This window comes from Pseudothermotoga lettingae TMO (assembly GCF_000017865.1).
Lineage (GTDB): Bacteria > Thermotogota > Thermotogae > Thermotogales > DSM-5069 > Pseudothermotoga_B > Pseudothermotoga_B elfii.
Window position 1 is genome coordinate 1895638 of sequence record NC_009828.1, and the last position, 16123, is coordinate 1911760.

Annotated in this window: 18 protein-coding genes; 11 read left to right on the forward strand and 7 right to left on the reverse strand. The window is 37.6% G+C overall.

Features of this window, described 5'->3' with window-relative positions; translation table 11 throughout:
• The first annotated feature begins 8 nt into the window (after positions 1-8).
• The 4 genes from TLET_RS09370 to TLET_RS09385 are packed head-to-tail and all read left to right on the forward strand — an operon-like array spanning position 9 to position 3127.
• Positions 9-503, forward strand: coding sequence for a flagellar basal body-associated FliL family protein (locus TLET_RS09370; protein ID WP_012003854.1), 495 nt, complete (start codon positions 9-11; stop codon positions 501-503).
• A gap of 11 nt (positions 504-514) precedes the next feature.
• The gene (gene fliM, locus TLET_RS09375) at positions 515-1507 is read left to right on the forward strand and encodes a flagellar motor switch protein FliM (RefSeq protein ID WP_012003855.1); all 993 of its coding nucleotides are present in this window, start codon (positions 515-517) and stop codon (positions 1505-1507) included.
• Positions 1497-2528, forward strand: a complete 1032-nt coding sequence (gene fliN, locus TLET_RS09380) for a flagellar motor switch protein FliN (RefSeq protein ID WP_012003856.1) — start codon at positions 1497-1499, stop codon at positions 2526-2528. The genes fliM and fliN overlap by 11 nt, the downstream gene beginning before the upstream one ends.
• Positions 2528-3127, forward strand: a complete 600-nt coding sequence (locus TLET_RS09385) for a hypothetical protein (RefSeq protein WP_148202158.1) — start codon at positions 2528-2530, stop codon at positions 3125-3127. The genes fliN and TLET_RS09385 overlap by 1 nt, the downstream gene beginning before the upstream one ends.
• On the opposite strand, the gene TLET_RS09390 is transcribed toward TLET_RS09385, so the two are convergent.
• On the reverse strand, positions 3112-3861 hold the full coding sequence (locus tag TLET_RS09390; protein WP_012003858.1) for an MBL fold metallo-hydrolase: 750 nt from the start codon (positions 3859-3861) through the stop codon (positions 3112-3114). The two genes, TLET_RS09385 and TLET_RS09390, sit on opposite strands and share 16 nt — an antisense overlap.
• A 63-nt stretch (positions 3862-3924) precedes the next feature.
• On the opposite strand from TLET_RS09390, the gene TLET_RS09395 reads away from it, so the two are divergent.
• Positions 3925-4914: a polysaccharide pyruvyl transferase family protein gene (locus TLET_RS09395; protein WP_012003859.1), complete on the forward strand. Its 990-nt coding sequence runs from the start codon at positions 3925-3927 to the stop codon at positions 4912-4914.
• 18 nt (positions 4915-4932) lie between these two features.
• On the opposite strand, the gene TLET_RS09400 is transcribed toward TLET_RS09395, so the two are convergent.
• Positions 4933-6096, reverse strand: a complete 1164-nt coding sequence (locus TLET_RS09400) for a serpin family protein (protein WP_012003860.1) — start codon at positions 6094-6096, stop codon at positions 4933-4935.
• 462 nt (positions 6097-6558) lie between these two features.
• Between TLET_RS09400 and TLET_RS09405 the strand changes: the two genes are divergently transcribed.
• From TLET_RS09405 to TLET_RS09415, 3 genes are read left to right on the forward strand one after another with little or no spacing between them, the layout of a single operon-like run.
• Complete coding sequence (locus TLET_RS09405; RefSeq protein WP_012003861.1) at positions 6559-7698, forward strand: acyl-CoA dehydrogenase; 1140 nt, start codon at positions 6559-6561, stop codon at positions 7696-7698.
• A 9-nt stretch (positions 7699-7707) separates the two neighbouring features.
• Entirely contained in the window at positions 7708-8487 is a 780-nt protein-coding gene (locus tag TLET_RS09410; RefSeq protein WP_012003862.1) for an electron transfer flavoprotein subunit beta/FixA family protein, read from the forward strand.
• 15 nt (positions 8488-8502) lie between these two features.
• Complete coding sequence (locus tag TLET_RS09415; protein WP_012003863.1) at positions 8503-9507, forward strand: electron transfer flavoprotein subunit alpha/FixB family protein; 1005 nt, start codon at positions 8503-8505, stop codon at positions 9505-9507.
• 62 nt (positions 9508-9569) lie between these two features.
• On the opposite strand, the gene TLET_RS09420 is transcribed toward TLET_RS09415, so the two are convergent.
• From TLET_RS09420 to TLET_RS10980, 4 genes are read right to left on the reverse strand one after another with little or no spacing between them, the layout of a single operon-like run.
• Positions 9570-10817, reverse strand: coding sequence for an ABC transporter permease (locus tag TLET_RS09420; protein WP_012003864.1), 1248 nt, complete (start codon positions 10815-10817; stop codon positions 9570-9572).
• Complete coding sequence (locus tag TLET_RS09425) at positions 10799-11533, reverse strand: ABC transporter ATP-binding protein (RefSeq protein WP_012003865.1); 735 nt, start codon at positions 11531-11533, stop codon at positions 10799-10801. The genes TLET_RS09420 and TLET_RS09425 overlap by 19 nt, the downstream gene beginning before the upstream one ends.
• Positions 11534-11562: 29 nt before the next feature.
• Positions 11563-13254 (reverse strand): GGDEF domain-containing protein, encoded by a 1692-nt coding sequence (locus TLET_RS09430; RefSeq protein ID WP_012003866.1) that lies wholly within the window; start codon positions 13252-13254, stop codon positions 11563-11565.
• Positions 13255-13256: 2 nt separating this feature from the next.
• Positions 13257-13424: a hypothetical protein gene (locus TLET_RS10980; protein WP_187146394.1), complete on the reverse strand. Its 168-nt coding sequence runs from the start codon at positions 13422-13424 to the stop codon at positions 13257-13259.
• 26 nt (positions 13425-13450) lie between these two features.
• Between TLET_RS10980 and TLET_RS09435 the strand changes: the two genes are divergently transcribed.
• The 3 genes from TLET_RS09435 to TLET_RS09445 are packed head-to-tail and all read left to right on the forward strand — an operon-like array spanning position 13451 to position 14969.
• A complete protein-coding gene (locus tag TLET_RS09435) occupies positions 13451-13903 on the forward strand; it encodes a chromate transporter (protein WP_266105295.1) in 453 nt (150 codons plus the stop codon).
• The gene (locus TLET_RS09440; RefSeq protein WP_012003868.1) at positions 13904-14419 is read left to right on the forward strand and encodes a chromate transporter; all 516 of its coding nucleotides are present in this window, start codon (positions 13904-13906) and stop codon (positions 14417-14419) included.
• A 31-nt stretch (positions 14420-14450) separates the two neighbouring features.
• Positions 14451-14969: a hypothetical protein gene (locus TLET_RS09445; protein ID WP_012003869.1), complete on the forward strand. Its 519-nt coding sequence runs from the start codon at positions 14451-14453 to the stop codon at positions 14967-14969.
• Positions 14970-14993: 24 nt separating this feature from the next.
• Here the strand turns inward: TLET_RS09445 and TLET_RS09450 are convergent, their stop codons facing one another.
• Positions 14994-16118, reverse strand: coding sequence for an ROK family protein (locus tag TLET_RS09450; protein ID WP_012003870.1), 1125 nt, complete (start codon positions 16116-16118; stop codon positions 14994-14996).
• Between the last annotated feature and the right edge of the window lie 5 nt (positions 16119-16123).

The window sequence follows — 16123 nt, forward strand, 5'->3', positions numbered from 1 at the left end:
GTGATACAATGGCTGACGAAGAAAAAAAGAAAAAAGGCTTTGGTGGCTTGTTAATGATGATACTTATCCCTGCCGTGGTGGCTGTTGGTGTGACCATTGTCACCATAATGATGCTTGGTACAAATTTGACCAGTCAGCGCCAGGAAACAACTACCGCAACTCCTGTGGAAATCAAGGCGGTTCTGATACAATCCGGGACTTACCAAACATTCATGCTGAAAGGCGGAAAAGAGGTTGCAGTGATCGATTCTCTGAGTTTCACTGTTGCGAGTGATGCCTGCAGAGCTGCCATAGGAAGCAAAAATGATGAAATAATGGATGGTTTGATGCTAATTTTTCTAAGCAAAGACAAATCTGAATTGAATACAGCTGCTGGTATCGAACTTTTGAAGAAACAAATAAGGGCCATGGTGAATGAAATTACAGGTTTTACGGGAGATAGAGAAAGGCTCGGCGTGATAGGAGTATATTTATATATAAAGGCCATCAGCTCCGTTGAATGAGGGGTGATGATGTGTCCGATGTTCTCAGTCAGGATGAAATAGATAAATTATTACAGGCAATAAGCTCTGGAGAAGTCACAGTAGATGAAATCAAAAAAGAAGAAACCAAGAAAGTCAAACTGTATGATTTCCGAAGGCCGAGTAAATTTTCAAAAGAGCATATAAGGGTCTTCGATATGATTCATGAAAATTTCGCAAGATCCATTTCTACATACCTTTCAGGAAGGGTTAGAACGTTCACAAACATAAATCTTGCTAGCATAGATCAGATATCATATGAGGAGTTTATAAGATCTCTTCCTGCTCCATCATTCATTACTGTTTTCAGTGCGCCTGAATTTGTTGGGAGCGCTATTTTAGAAATGAATCTGGAGATCTTCTACACGATTTTAGACTTGATTCTCGGTGGGCCTGGCATACCCAATGTGAAACGTACACCTTCAGACATAGAACTTTCTATAATGAGAAAAGAAGTTATGAATATTCTCACAAATCTATCTCAAGCCTGGAGTGAAGTTTATCAATTTGTTCCAACTATCGAAAGCGTGGAAAACAATCCACAATTTGTCCAGATTGCACCTCCAAATGAAATGATTTTGCTGGTGTCATTGTACGTTACAATTGCAAAAACGGAAGGATTTTTAAATATATGCTGGCCATCTTCTTTAACAGAGCCTTTTATGGACAAACTCTCTTCGCGAACATGGTTCACAGCAAAAAGAGAGCAATTGTCCGAAAAAATGCTTGAAGATTTAAAGCAAAATGTAAAAACCATGAAAATGAAGATATCGGCGATTTTGGGAGAAGCGATTCTCAGCGTGAAAGAAATTCTGGACCTTGAAGTTGGAGATGTCATAAGGCTGCAGACTCATAAAGATGATGATGTAATGGTTGAAGTCCAGAGCAAACCGAAATTTATGGCTCGACCAGGTGTCTTTAAAGGCCATAGAGCTGTTAAAGTTACCCGGATTCTGAAGCCGGAGGTGGAAGAAAATGAACAGTGATTTTCTGACACAGGATGAATTAAATGAACTTTTAAAAGGATTAAGTGACACCCTGAGCGAACATGACCAGGAAGCAATCAAAGAAATATCGAATTTGATAATTGACTCTTCAACAGCAGCCCTCGGCATTGTGATCGGCAGAGAGGTAAAAGTGACTTTGGTAGAAATCTCTCAAAAAACCCTGAAGGATTTGTTATCATCTTTCGATGAAACGATCGTCGCCGTTCAGATAGAGTTCTCAGATGGCCTGAAAGGGGAATTTTTGATATTGTTTCCACAATCACTCGGTGCTCGTATTGCAGACATGATGATGGGTGGGTCTGGTGAACCTGAAAGTTTCGAGCTGGATGAAGTAAGGTTGAGTGCAATAACTGAAACAATGAACCAGATGATGGGATCTTCTACCACTTCTCTTTCAGAACAAACTAAGAAAAAGGTCTCTATCTCCAAACTGAAAGTTGATCTTGTGAAAAAAGATGAGGAACCCGTTCTTAATTTTAATCTTGCCCAGGTACTGGCGTATGTCGCTTATGAAATTGACCTGGAAAACTCTCACAAATCCAAAATCCTGTTGATTGCACCTGCCCTGTTTTTCAAAGACATATACAAAATCATTCATCCTGCTCAGGAACCAGAGAAGGAAAAAGAACAGAAGAGAGAGGAAGAAAAAGTAAAAGTTCAGCCGGTTCAATTTCAAGAATTTGATCAATCTCAGAGAGCCGCAGTTTCTACACCATCGGAATTTTCCGATAAATTAGAACTGCTTTTAGATGTCCCTCTGAAGGTAGTTGTGGAGCTCGGCCGCGCAAAAATGACACTTAAGCAGGTTTTGGAAATGAATATAGGATCTCTGATAGAGCTGGATAAATTAACGGGCGAGCCAGTTGATATTCTCGTAAACGGAAGACTTATAGCAAAAGGCGAAGTCGTGGTAGTTGATGAAAATTTCGGTGTTCGAATAACAGAGATAGTTACACCAAAACAAAGAATCTATTCTATAAGGGAGACGAACGGACTTTGATGAAAAGACAGATAATCTTTTTTATGACATTGATCACAGTATCGTATCTTGCTAATCCAATATTTGATTTTGTTCAGAGCATAGCAGGTTGTCGCGATTTTTACGCACAATTTCAAATTTTAGCCAGAGTGAAAAGTGGCGAAGATTACCAGAATTTGTCGATGTCTGCTGAAGCGGCTATTAGAAATCTGGAAGATTTTTATTTGCTCATAAAAGAACCTGTGGTGCTTTCAGATCTGTCTTTTGTATACATTGCAAGAACAAAGCGGCTTTACTCTTCTTTTCCCGGGTATATTGATATGGAAAATATAGAGATTCCCGTTGAAAATATTCTGACGATTTTTGAAAGCATATTCAAAATACTGCAAACTCCCTTGGTGATAACCAAATTTGATGATAACAGCATAACTATAAGTCCCACATCATTTGTTCTCAATCAGGCATCTGAACCGGTTGTCTTCAAACTAAAAATTGAAGAAGGAAATTTAAAAGAATTCACCATGACTACATCCAAAAGCGATGATGAGTACATAAAGATACAGATAAACAAATTAATTCTTTTTGCAAATATTGATCAATACTTTCATCTTGCACGTTGAACGGAAAGAAGATTTTCGATCCCCCACGAAAACAGCTCTGGAAACTCCCTTCTGGAAAAATTATCATCGGAGAGTATCTCAGCATAAGTCACGGTTCCGGCAAGCAATCTTTTTATCTTTGAAAGATACCTGACCATTAGATCTATACTGACCATTCCCATTGGCTCTCCATGACCCGGAATAACCCAGTTAAAATGTCTTCTTCTCAGATCTTCCAGAATTGTTATCCATTGTTCTAAATTACTATCAGAAACTATTTCCGGATGAAATCCATTGAAAACAAGGTCACCAGCAACAAGAATTTTTTCATCTCTCACTATTACAACAGAGGAATCTGGTGTATGTCCTCCAAGTTTTGCTATTTGAAGATACTCATCACACCAATCTTCTTCAAAAGTAATAGAAGGAAGCACAGGTTTTTTAATCATAGGAAGATCTTTCAGATAATCTGCATCCATCAGAGACATTTTTTTCTTGGTCAAAGATGAAGAGAGTATTTGAACATCATCAAAAACAATATTCCCAAAACAATGATCTGGATGATAGTGGGTATTGATAACCAAATAGATTCTTTTTTTCAAAACACCTTCTATAAATTCTCTTATTTTACGAGCTTTTTCTTCAAAAAGAGAGGTGTCAACTACGATTGCCCCCTTTGAGTCGACGATAATCACAACATTTGCAGAACCATCTCCCCCTACCATATAAACTTTGTTACTAAGTTTTTGAATCATATATACCCTCCTGCCTCTGATATAATCTTCTTGCTATAATTCTTTAAGAGAGGATGCTTTTCCTTGAGAAGTGCTCTATTATTTGGCTATTATGGATATGGAAACCTTGGCGATGAGCTTCTGTGCGAATCAGCGCTTGATATCCTGGGCAGGACATTCGATAAAATCTACATTCTTGTCCCAAAACACAAAATTGAGGATTACACAAAAAAAGGTGTTGAACCAGTCAATAGATTTGATTTTATCTCTATTTTCACCGCGATTTTGCACAGTAAAGTTGTTGTGTGTGGAGGAGGAGGTATATTTCAGGACCAGACGAGTCTGAGAAGTTTTTTATACTATGCTTCTATTGTGATAGTTTCCACACTTTTTAGAAAACCTGTCGTATTGCTTGCTAACAGCTTGGGACCCGTTAAAAGAAAATTTTCCAGAAAGATTTTGAGATACATACTATCACGAAAGAACGTATACTTTATCGCGCGGGATCCTGTAAGTGCCCGGTATGGAAAATTGATGAGCCAAAATATTTTTGAAGGAACAGATCTCGCCATAAAAAGCCTTTCGAAACTACCCTTAGAGGTAAAAAAATCTTCTCAGGTGAGTTTTTGTCTCAAAGAAGAAATCAATCTATCGAATATTCTGAGCTTTCTCAAAAATATTGGTCTAAAAAGATTTTTACTGGTTCCCATGAGCCCTCAGGATGAAAAGGTCTGCGTTAAATTAATGGAGAAATATCCAGAACTCGAGTTTTCAAAAAAACCGTTAGAAGCCATAACCTGTTCTTCTCTTGTTATATCTCAGAGGATGCATGGCTCTCTTATAGCAGCTTACTATGGTATTCCATTCGTTAGTGTAGATAATTCCAAGGCGAGCAGATTCATGAAAAAATATCTTCCTGATTATCCGGGATATACCAGCAAAGCTGATACTAATATTATCACCGCAATTTCAAAAGTAATAAATATGCCTGTGTCAGTGGATAAAAAAATGCTCGAAGACGCTAAAGAGATGGAAGAAAAATTGATCAAATTGATTAGAAATCTTCAGAGATGATAAAATAAATCCCTTGTTTTATGGATTAATCAGGCGCCCCATGAACAAAATCAAATCGTAAGTGCTGTCGTATATAAAAAAAATAAACGGTCTATCCGCCCTAAATTCCACCGGTTTTTTTGGAGCCATCTTGATATTAACTATAGTAGCAGTTGCCGCAGCCGCCTGTGTTCCCTCTTCATATACCTCTATAAACGATTGATGAATCACATCTTTGATTTTCAGCATTTTTGTACCGTCCATTTTCGAAAAATCGGCTTCATCTGTAAAAGCATCAACAATACCCATGCTCATAAGTGTTCGTTTCAGATTGAATCTGCACTCTGTTTTGAATTTCGGAATATGAACATTCACTTCCGTCGGTTTTAAATTACTCCTCCATTTTTTAAAGAGATCTAATGAAATATTTTTCTCTATCTGGCTCAAATCTTTATCTTCTTTTGGAAGCACGATTATCATCGAGATCTTATTTTTCGCATAAGGTAACTCAAGAACCTGAACTAATGAATCTTCTGTATAGTTAGCTGTGATATTTTTAAACATCATATCTACTTCTTTTTCTTCGTTCTTAGAGATATGAAATGATTCCTTTCTGGTTGAAGAAGGATCAAACGGATTCAGCCATAATCCTTTAAAATATATAGCGTTTGTCAAAACAAGCCTTGTTAGTGAATCTATATCGTCCGGCTTTATCAAATCTCTAATCTTGTTATTCGTTTTTGCCTCTATCCATTCATTTATCTTTTCTCTTGCTTCATCTTTGTGGTTCGCAAAGTCGACATAGTTGATCCATGACTGGTAATACTTTTGTATCTGTTCGACAAACTCTTTTAGAAAAGGATATCCTTCCTGAAGCCACATAGAATTCGCAACAGATAGTTGATAATTTTCATTTGATTGATTTAAAGATGTAGTTAACTGTGAGAAATTGCTGAGCAACGTCTCGTCATCGAGATCGAAGTGAAGAACATTTTTCATTTGTTGTGCTGTATCAGAATCTGCACCAATATAAGTCATTGCAAGAGCTGAACTGATACTGAATGGAGAAAAAAATATGTTTCCCGGCTTTTCTGACAGAACTTTGTACAAATCAACTCCAAAAAGATTGCTTGAATCCTGGACTATGCCAAAACCTATAAGAATAAAACCGGTTAGAAAAGCCGTTAAGAAAACTTTTTTCATCTCTATCCCTCCCCTGATTCTACAAATAGGACTTAGTTCTTTCAAAAAAGTTTCAATCATTTTTTAGAGATATGCACGTAAAGATCAGATCTATACCAATATTATGAAAACAGATCCGTCTGGATAAGCTTGTTCAACAATAATATTACCGATTTTGGAAATTTCGCCTTCTATAAAGACTTAATGTTATTTCTCAAAATAGCCTCTTACAAGGCTCTTTCTGGAACTTACTCGAGATTAACTTCATCATGGACAATTTTTTAAACTGTATCTGCAGCAGACTAATAATCTGACCAAATTCATGAATTTTATTGAGTTCTGCTATGTAAATTATCACATCTGTGGGTAAAATATTATAATCGTGATACATTTCACAAAAAAATGTTTTACAGCGCCCTTCTTTCAAAAAAACAGGGTATTATCTATTACGGGAAAAAAATCACGATATAAGAAGGTGACACAGTGGATTTTTTATTCAGCAATGATCAATTACTTGCAAAACAGCTTTTCGAGGAATTTACAGAAAAAGAGGTTAAACCTCTTGCTGCAAAAATAGATGAAGAGGAAATTTTTCCACTTGAAACTATCAAAAAAATGGCAAAACTTGGCATGCTTGGTATCCCATTCCCAAAAGAAGCTGGTGGATCAGGAGGAGATTACATAACATATATTTTACTTGTAGAAGAACTTGCCAAGGCCTGTGCTTCTACTTCAATAATAGTTTCTGCCCATACGTCTCTCTGTTGCTGGCCCATATTCACTTATGGGAATCAAAAGCAAAAGGAAAAATATCTCAGGCCATTGTTGCAGGGTACGAAAATAGGTGCTTTTGCCCTTACTGAGCCAAATGCAGGTACAGATGCTGCAAGCCAGCAAACAACAGCAAGACTTCAGGATAACCACTATGTGCTGAATGGCAGTAAAGTGTTTATAACAAACGCTGCTCACGCCGATGTATTTATAGTTTTTGCAATGACAGATCGTTCGAAAGCTACCAAAGGAATAAGCGCTTTCATTGTTGAAAGAGGTTTTGATGGTTTCAGAATAGGGAAAATAGAACATAAAATGGGTATCAGAGGATCTTCTACAGCCGAACTTGTTTTCGATAACTGTAAAGTTCCCAGGGACAATTTGCTTGGTGAAGAAGGCATGGGATTCAAAATAGCTATGTCAACTCTGGATGGTGGAAGAATAGGAGTTGCTGCGCAGGCTCTGGGAATAGCCGAAGGAGCTTTTAATGAATGTGTTAAATATATGAAAGATCGTAAACAGTTTGGAAAAACACTTTCCAGTTTTCAGGGATTGCAATGGTATATAGCAGAAATGGCTACACAAATAGAAGCAGCAAGAAATCTCGTCTACAAAGCTGCATGGAAAAAGCAAAACAATCTTTCTCACGCCGTTGATGCTGCAATGGCAAAGCTGTTTGCATCAGAGATTTCCATGAAAGTAACCACGACAGTTGTCCAAATTTTTGGAGGGTATGGCTACACAAAAGATTATCCCGTAGAAAGAATGATGAGAGATGCAAAAATCACACAAATATATGAAGGTACATCAGAAGTCCAGAAAATGATCATAGCATCACATGTTTTGAAATGAGGTGAAATAATGAAAATTCTGGTTTTCATAAAGCAGGTACCGAACACACATGAAGTAAGAGTTGACCCTAAAACAGGAACATTGATACGTGAAGGTGTGCCCTCGATCATAAATCCGGAAGATAAAAACGCTTTAGAATTGGCATTACAATTGAAAGAACAAATAAAGGCTCACACAATAGTTGCAACAATGGGGCCTTCTCAGGCAGAATGGTCACTTCGAGAATCACTCGCTATGGGTATAGACGAAGCATATTTGATAAGTGATACAGCCTTCGCTGGCTCCGATACACTGGCAACAAGCCTTGTGCTTGCCGCTTTTGCAAAAAAAATTGGTTTTGATTTAATTCTGACCGGCAGGCAGGCAATAGACGGAGATACAGCTCAGGTTGGGCCAGAAATTGCGGAACATCTACAAATTCCACATGTTACATATGTTGAAAAAGCTGAATTTTCAGGAGATTTTGTGAAAGTTCAAAGAGCACTGGAAGATGGTTATGAAATAGTGAAAACCAAACTACCGTGTCTTTTAGCTTGCAGTAAAGACTTAAATATTCCAAGATATATGAATATGAACGATTTGTTCGGTTGTTTTAAAAAAACTATTCAAACCCTGAAACTTTCAGATCTTTTCTTAAAGAGAGAAGACGTCGGTTTAACGGGTTCTCCAACGAAAGTGAGAAAAACTTTTACAAAAGGACCCAGAAAAGAGGGAAAGAAGATCGAACTCAACCCGCACGAATCAGCCGAACAGATTTTCATAGAATTGCAGAACAGGCAGCTCGTATAACGGAGGGGATATTATATGGGCGTATGGGTTATATCAGAATACAGAGAAACTTTGCAAAGAGTCAGTATGGAGCTTATAGGAAAAGCAAGGGAACTTTCAGATGAATTGAATGAAGAGCTTACGGCAGTGGTTCTCGGATGGAAAATTTCCGATTGCGCAGATTTTTTAATTCAACACGGAGCAGATCACGTCATTTTTATAGAGCACGAGCTACTTCAACATTATACCGCAGGTGGATATACAAAAGTTTTGAGCAAACTCATCAACGAGAGAAAACCATCGATAGTTTTAATAGGTGCAACTCATATTGGTAGAGATCTTGCCCCAAGGCTCGCCGCAAGATTAAAGACAGGCCTGACAGCAGACTGCACCCACCTTGAAATCGATCCAAATACGAAAAATCTTCTCATGACCCGTCCTGCTTTTTCCGGAAATCTGATGGCTACTATTGAATGCCCCGTGCACAGGCCACAGATGGCGACTGTGCGTCCCGGCGTCTTCCCGATGCCTTGCGCAAATCCTTCAAGAAAAGGAACTGTGGAGTCCATTGAACCAGATTTGAGCGATGAAGATTTGCTTGTCATTGTTGAGAAAGTCATGAAAATTGAGAAATCATCGATTGACATCTCTGAAGCAAAAATAGTTGTTTCTGGCGGTAGAGGCGTTGGCAGTAAAAAAGGATTTGATATACTCCACGAACTTGCCGAAGCACTCGGTGGCACAGTAGCCGGATCAAGGGGCGCTGTTGAAGCAGGATGGATTGAGAAAGAAAAACAGGTGGGGCAGACAGGAAAGATTATTAAACCAAAGCTGTACATAGCATGCGGTATATCAGGTGCTATTCAGCATATAGCTGGAATGCATGAAAGCGAATATATTATTGCTATAAACAAAGATCCTGAAGCACCAATTATGTCTATAGCCGATCTTGCTGTTGTTGGAGATTTGCACAAAATAGTACCTCAACTTACCAAGCTTATCCGAGAACACAAACTTTCCTGTAAAGCTTTAATTGCATGAGCAACCTCTACCACATAAACACACCTTCTCGCGACAGTCGGGGCTCTGTGAGCCCCGATTTTTTAAAGTAAACGTGCTCGTCTTTTTTTTCTGAAATCAATACCAACAATCAACCGATCTGTATTGAAAATCCTTGTGATCAAAATAACTAAGAAAGCAGCGAGAATACCATTATAAACACATCCATAGAAAACAAAAGAGCGGTTTTCAAACAAAAGGTTTCTTATAGACAGCATTGGATGAGTAAAAGGTATAGCAAAAACAGCTATCTTCAACGGAAGTGACAGAGTCGAAAAGTCTTTAAACATAGTTATGAGCCCACTGAAAACAGCAAGCGCTGTCAGTGGAAAAGTCATCGTCTGAGCACTCTTGAAATCCTTCGAGAGAATACCTAAAAACATTGCCAAGCTAATTCCACAAAGCAAAGCCGTGAAAAGTGACAGCCCAACCAGTACGTAATCAACCATAGAAAGTGTCAAGTCAAGGTTGCCTGTGGAACTTGCCGTTAAAGGTTTCATATAAAAACTAAAACCAATCATATAAATAGATGCCATAACTAAACCTGCTATAGCAGCAGCCAGTATTTTTGAAAAAACTATATAGCTTCTTTTCACTGGCATGGTCAAAAGAGTTTCTAATGTCTTGTTTTCTTTTTCCAAACCCATTGAAGATATCACAGTGCTTCCAGCCATGATTATCAACATCATTATCACAACAGAAGTCATTGTTGATTGAGAACTGCTTAAATTTAGCAACTGGGAAGGCGACGCACCATCAAAGACTCTCCCCTGAAAAATTGTTGCATCTACTTTTTCAACAGGATCAAGTACAAGCTGTGGATTTTTAACATTATACTGGTTCATAAGGATAATTGTTATTTGCTTCTCAACGTTGCTGGCAAAATTCTCAAGAACACTCGAAGAAATCGTGTCCATAATACCGAGTCCCTTGAGCAACCAAAAAATCTTTATTCTCGCTTTCTCACCTGACTTGATGCTATCTGTAAAATTCTCCTCAACAAGAAGAAGAGCTGAACCGCTCTGGTTTCTCAAAACGTCGAGTCCGCTTTGCAAATCTTTTCCTGTGTAAACAACTTCTGCAAAGCTTTCTATGCTGCTTTGAACAACTCTTCCATATTCTCCTCTGTCCATGTTCACTATTGCCACAACAGGTTTTTTCGCCACTTCTTTTTCTATATTTCCTATACTTCCACCTATAGAAGCGTACACGAAAGCAAGAACAATTACCACTATAAGATTCCCTATGGTGAGAACCTCTCGAAGTTCTTTTTTCAACAAGTTTGCGAACATCTTATCACCTCTGTGAAAACTTCTTCTATATTAACAGCGTTAAATTCTTGCTTGAGTTGTACTGGAGAGCCTATTCTGGCTATCTGTCCTTCATTTATAAGAGCAATTCGATCACAGAGAAATTCCACTTCAAGCATGTTATGAGAAGATAAAAGTACCGTTCCACCGTTTTTCGTATAATCCTTTATCACTTTTCTAACTTCCTGAGCATTCAGGACATCCAAACCAGAGGTTGGTTCATCCAGAATCGCAAGTTTCGGATTTACCATAAGTGCTCTGGCAATCAACAATCTTCTGATCATACCTTTACTGTATGTGCTTACTTTCGAAGTGATTCTGTCTTTCAATTTTGCTATCTGAACACCTTTTTCAACCATATCTTTGAACTCAGCCTCATCTCTGGCAAAAAATCTGGCAATGAATCTCAGATACTCCAGGCCAGTTAACTCTTTATAAGCACCAGCATCTTCAGGAAGATAACTTATAAATTTTCTAACATCATCAGGAGATGAGGTTACATCATATCCAAAAACCTTCACGCTACCGGAGTCTGGTTTCAACAAAGTTGAGATTATTCTCAAAGTCGTGGTTTTACCAGCACCGTTCGGGCCTATCAAACCAAAAATCTCTCCTCCGTCTATCTCAAACTTCACGCCTTTCAAAGCTTGAAAAGTTCCGTAGCTCTTTTTCAGATCAATTACTTCAACCACTTTCACAAAACCACCTCCATTCAAGTGTGTTGATCCTAATCTCTTTTCTTAGATACTTTTTGCCTGTACATACTTATATCTGCGCTTTTCAGGATCTCTTCAAAAGTCGCCTGAGACTCCACCGATCCTTCGGCCAGGCCATAACTGATGGAAATTTTAAGCCCGGAGACGTTATCTATTTTCGTATCTGAAAGAGCCGATTCAATACGCCTCATAACATTCTCGGCTTCATTTAAATCCGCATCATCAAATATAATTGCAAATTCATCTCCTCCTATCCTCAGAGCAACATCTTTTTTTCTGATAACAGCTCTGAGTTTTTCCGCAATTATTTTGAGAACTGTATCCCCAACACTATGACCGTAATTATCATTTATATCTTTCAACCCGTCAACATCTATAAAACAAATCACAAACCTCTTTTGAGAATCTTCAAGATTTGCTCTATACCTAAGTAAAAATCTGTAATTATAAAGACCTGTTAAGGAATCTATAAGAGCTTCTGATTTATATTTTTCAAGATCTTGCTCCAAAAGCTCGTTGGCGAGTTTTTGGGAAATCATCTGGCTAACGACACTCTTTTGCATTTCCTGGAAAGATCGTTCCAGCTCATAAACTTCTTTTATTCGCGACTCGGGTTTGCCAGGTGCTTCTTTGGCGAGCGGATTGTTCCTGAATTTTTCGATTCTATCCAGTAATTTTGCTATTGGCAACAGAATTCTTCTAAATTGCCTCAGGTTTATGAAAACACTTATCAGAACGGCTGAAACTATCGCACAACTGAAGATAAAAATTAGTTGAGTCTTAAACAGGGCAAGTTCTTTAAAATTGAGCAAAATTAGAGCTCTAACAGTAAAGTGAACACTATAGCTGCTCCAATCTATTTTTCCTTCATCTGTTAATGGAATCCAATTTTTGTACAGCTTGAACATGGAATCTCCTATAGATTCAACAAAATAATCTCTTTCAGACTGAACCTTAGAAAAATTTTCCATTTCATGTTCATCAAGTTTTACAGAATGACCAAATGGAAGAAAAGAAACACTGTAAAGCCTGATTTCTTCAATATATTTGCTGCTCTCAATAATATTGTTTAGATTCTTCCACATTTTTTCTACTAAAACAGGTTTTATACTGAATCCTATTTCTAAAATCCAGTCATTCGACAATTTTTTGTATACAAAAATTCGTGGTCTGTTTGTTCTAACCTCAAAACTGAGATTTTCCAGAAGAACCTGACCTTTTTCCATAGAACTCAGCTGACTCTGCCAATATCTGGGAACAGCCTTTGAAAGATCAAGAAAAAGATCTGTAGCATAATTGGTTCTCTGGATTATTCCATCTGGATCGATCAAGTACCAGTTTGCTTTTTCAAGGTACAAGGATCGTTCGATGTCAGTCTGGCTGTTTATAAAATCTGTCAGATATTCATCCGAAACATTGAAATCTTCTTCAAGCTCTTTTCCAACAGATTCAAGTAATTGTGCTGCAAACAACTTATAAGAAACATCAAAAGTCTGAACTGTTCTCTGCCATTCATCTATATAAGCGGAGACATAATTAACTGTACTTTCAAAAACCGGCTCAAAGACATATTTATTATAAAATTTTTCCAGAAGCAAATTAATGGCAAAAAAAGTTCCAATAATAACTGTACAGGCAAAAATTACCTGATTTTTCAGCAACAATGAAAAAAACGAAGATTTCTCATTTTCATGTTTTTTCATGTTCAAACCTCCAGACAGCAACCAATTGTTTTAAAATCAGGAAGAATGCATGGCAAATTAATTATACCTGTCTTCAGAATTCTATCATAAGCTATTATTAGATTAGACAACGGGGTGAAAGGTAATGAATGTCTTGTTGAAGGTTTTCTTGACGTTTCTAAAAATCTCATCTTTAACCCTCGGCGGTGGATATGCAATGATTCCAGTGATGCAATGGGAAGCAAAAAAGATGGGGTGGAGCAATGAGGATGAATTCTACAAAGACCTATCGATTGCTCAAACTATACCAGGTCCTATAGCTTTTAACACAGCTATCATGGTAGGAAAAAGAGTGGCTGGCATCCCTGGGGCTCTACTCGCTGGTATTGCTGTAGTCTTACCACCATTCTTCGCCATCGTTGCTGTGGCAAGTGTAATTAAGCCACTATCGAATAATATCTATGTTCGAGGATTTCTCAAGGGCTGCTATGCGGCGGTAATTGGCCTCGTGTTTAATGTTTTTTACGGATTGATAAAAAAACAGAAGTGGACTATTTTCAAAATAGTAATTGTAGCTGCTGGTGTGATTTTATTGATATTGAACAATGATTTTCTCATACCTGTTTTCGCAGGGGTGTTATTTTTTCTTTATTTCAAGGGAGTTGAGTAAATGATTTTGAAATTAATATTGACTTTCTTGAAGATTGGTTTCTTTGCCTTCGGTGGTGGATGGGCTGTTGTTGGCATTCTCAAATACGAAATGATCGAAAAAGGTATTCTCTCTGCTGAGGAATTTTCTCAAGCCATATCAATTGCGCAGATGACACCAGGACCAGTTGCTATCAATCTTGCAACCTATACTGGTTACAGATATTATGGATTCACAGGAGCTCTTCTGAACACTATAGCTTTTTTACTGGCACCTATTGTGATAATCGCTGTAATATTTTATTTATCAGGCAGAATAAAAATAAACAAAAACAAATGGTCTTCTTCTCTTATGGGAGTTACGACTGTAATGGTTCTGGTAACTGTTTACTCCTTAATCTCACCAAACATAAAAGATTTATGGACATTACTTATAGCCTCATTCACTTTTCTTTGCATTAGTAAACTCAAAATACACCCTCTTATTTTGATTTTTGCGTGCGGATTGATTGGCTCATTTGTTTATGGAATGTTATAATTAAACAAATTTGTCCACAGGGGGGATTTCCATGAAAAAAGCCATTTTGATTTTATTAGTTCTGCTGTCCATAACATTATTAGGCTACGAAGCAGAAATGAATTTTTTGAACTACAGGTCGATTATTTACAGAATCGTGAGCGACGAAGAAATGATACTTACTGGTTTTGAGACAAAGAGAATTAATGGCAAATATGAAGTTACTCAGTGGACAAAATTTACAGTAGATGAAGGTCAAGATGTCACCTTCGAGCAAGTAGCTGCATCGTATCTTGCAATAGCCTTCGGATATATATACAATCCTGCCTTTCAGCCTTTTTTCCAGATGATAGATCTGGACAATCCAACTACACTGAATATGTACAACATAAAAATCGTTTACGAAGGTGATGAAAAAGTTGCTGGCTATGTAGGTAGGAAATTTTCGTATTATGTGGATGACGAACTGCAGATGACATGGGTTGTAAGTAAGCAAATCGAACTTGTACTTAAAGTAATCATACCCACAGAAAATTACACAGTAGAACTCGTTAGTTTTGAAAAATGGTGACACAGCTCATAAGCTACAAATAGTTTACTTGATTATATCTGCTATAAACTTGTGCACTACAGCAGAAGCAACTCCATGTTCCCAGTCTGCTTTTCCAAGTGTGAAAGTAGCATCGTTGATAAATTCTTTATTAAAATTTTGTATCACGTAATCTTCAATTATATCAATCATTTTTCTGTTAACCATGCCTTCACCCAGAAAAACAACACGGGCAGGTTTTAGAACCATCATAAGATTTCCAACAACAGTGGCAAGTTTTCTGAGTGGATCATTGTAAAAAGCTTTTACCGACATGAAATCTCGCGAGGCAATTGTTCTGATTTGCTCTATTTGAGATCTGTATTTTTCTTCTTCGTTTCTCGCAAAATCTTCAAAATTTATTTTCTCGCCACAAAATCTTTTCAGAACAGCGTACTCTGAGGCATGGTATTCAAGACACCCGGTCTGACCACAGTAGCATTTCCCCTCTGAAGAAATAATTGTATGGCCAATTTCAAAATGTCTTGTTTGGCCTTTCGCCCATGCACTTGCGCCTATACCCGTTCCATAAGTTACAACGAGAAAATCTTCTTTTACCGCTTTAGAAACTGAGTAACATAAAGCATCAACATCATTCATAAGAATAAATCTCTTTATACCAAGTTTCTTCACCAAAAGTTCCTTGATATCCAGATTCCGCACGTTCATTAAATGAGACACAACTATCCTGCTATCCTCGACTATACCCGATGAACATACGCCTATTCCAAGTAATTGATTACATCTAAGTTTCTCAACCACTTCTTTTATAGCTTCCGTGTAACCATCGTTATTTCTTATTTCCGAAAGAATTTTAATACTGTGATTTCTGATGGGGATCATCCGTGCATCAAAAAGTGTCCCTCTAACTTCTTCTCTTCCAACTTTTATACCAGCCGTAAACCAGCTACCTGGATTGATTTTCAATACTCTTGCTGGTCTTCCTCTACCTTGAAGCAATTCCTCACTTTCGAGAAAACCTTCTTCTTCGAGCTCTCTAATTATATAACTGAGCGTACTCAAAGCAAGATTTGTGATTTTTGCAACGCTGGCACGTGAAATCCCATCATGTTCAAAAATAGATAGAAGAACATCTTTCTTGTTTTTCTTTCTCACAGCAGGTGCTGGCACTCAAT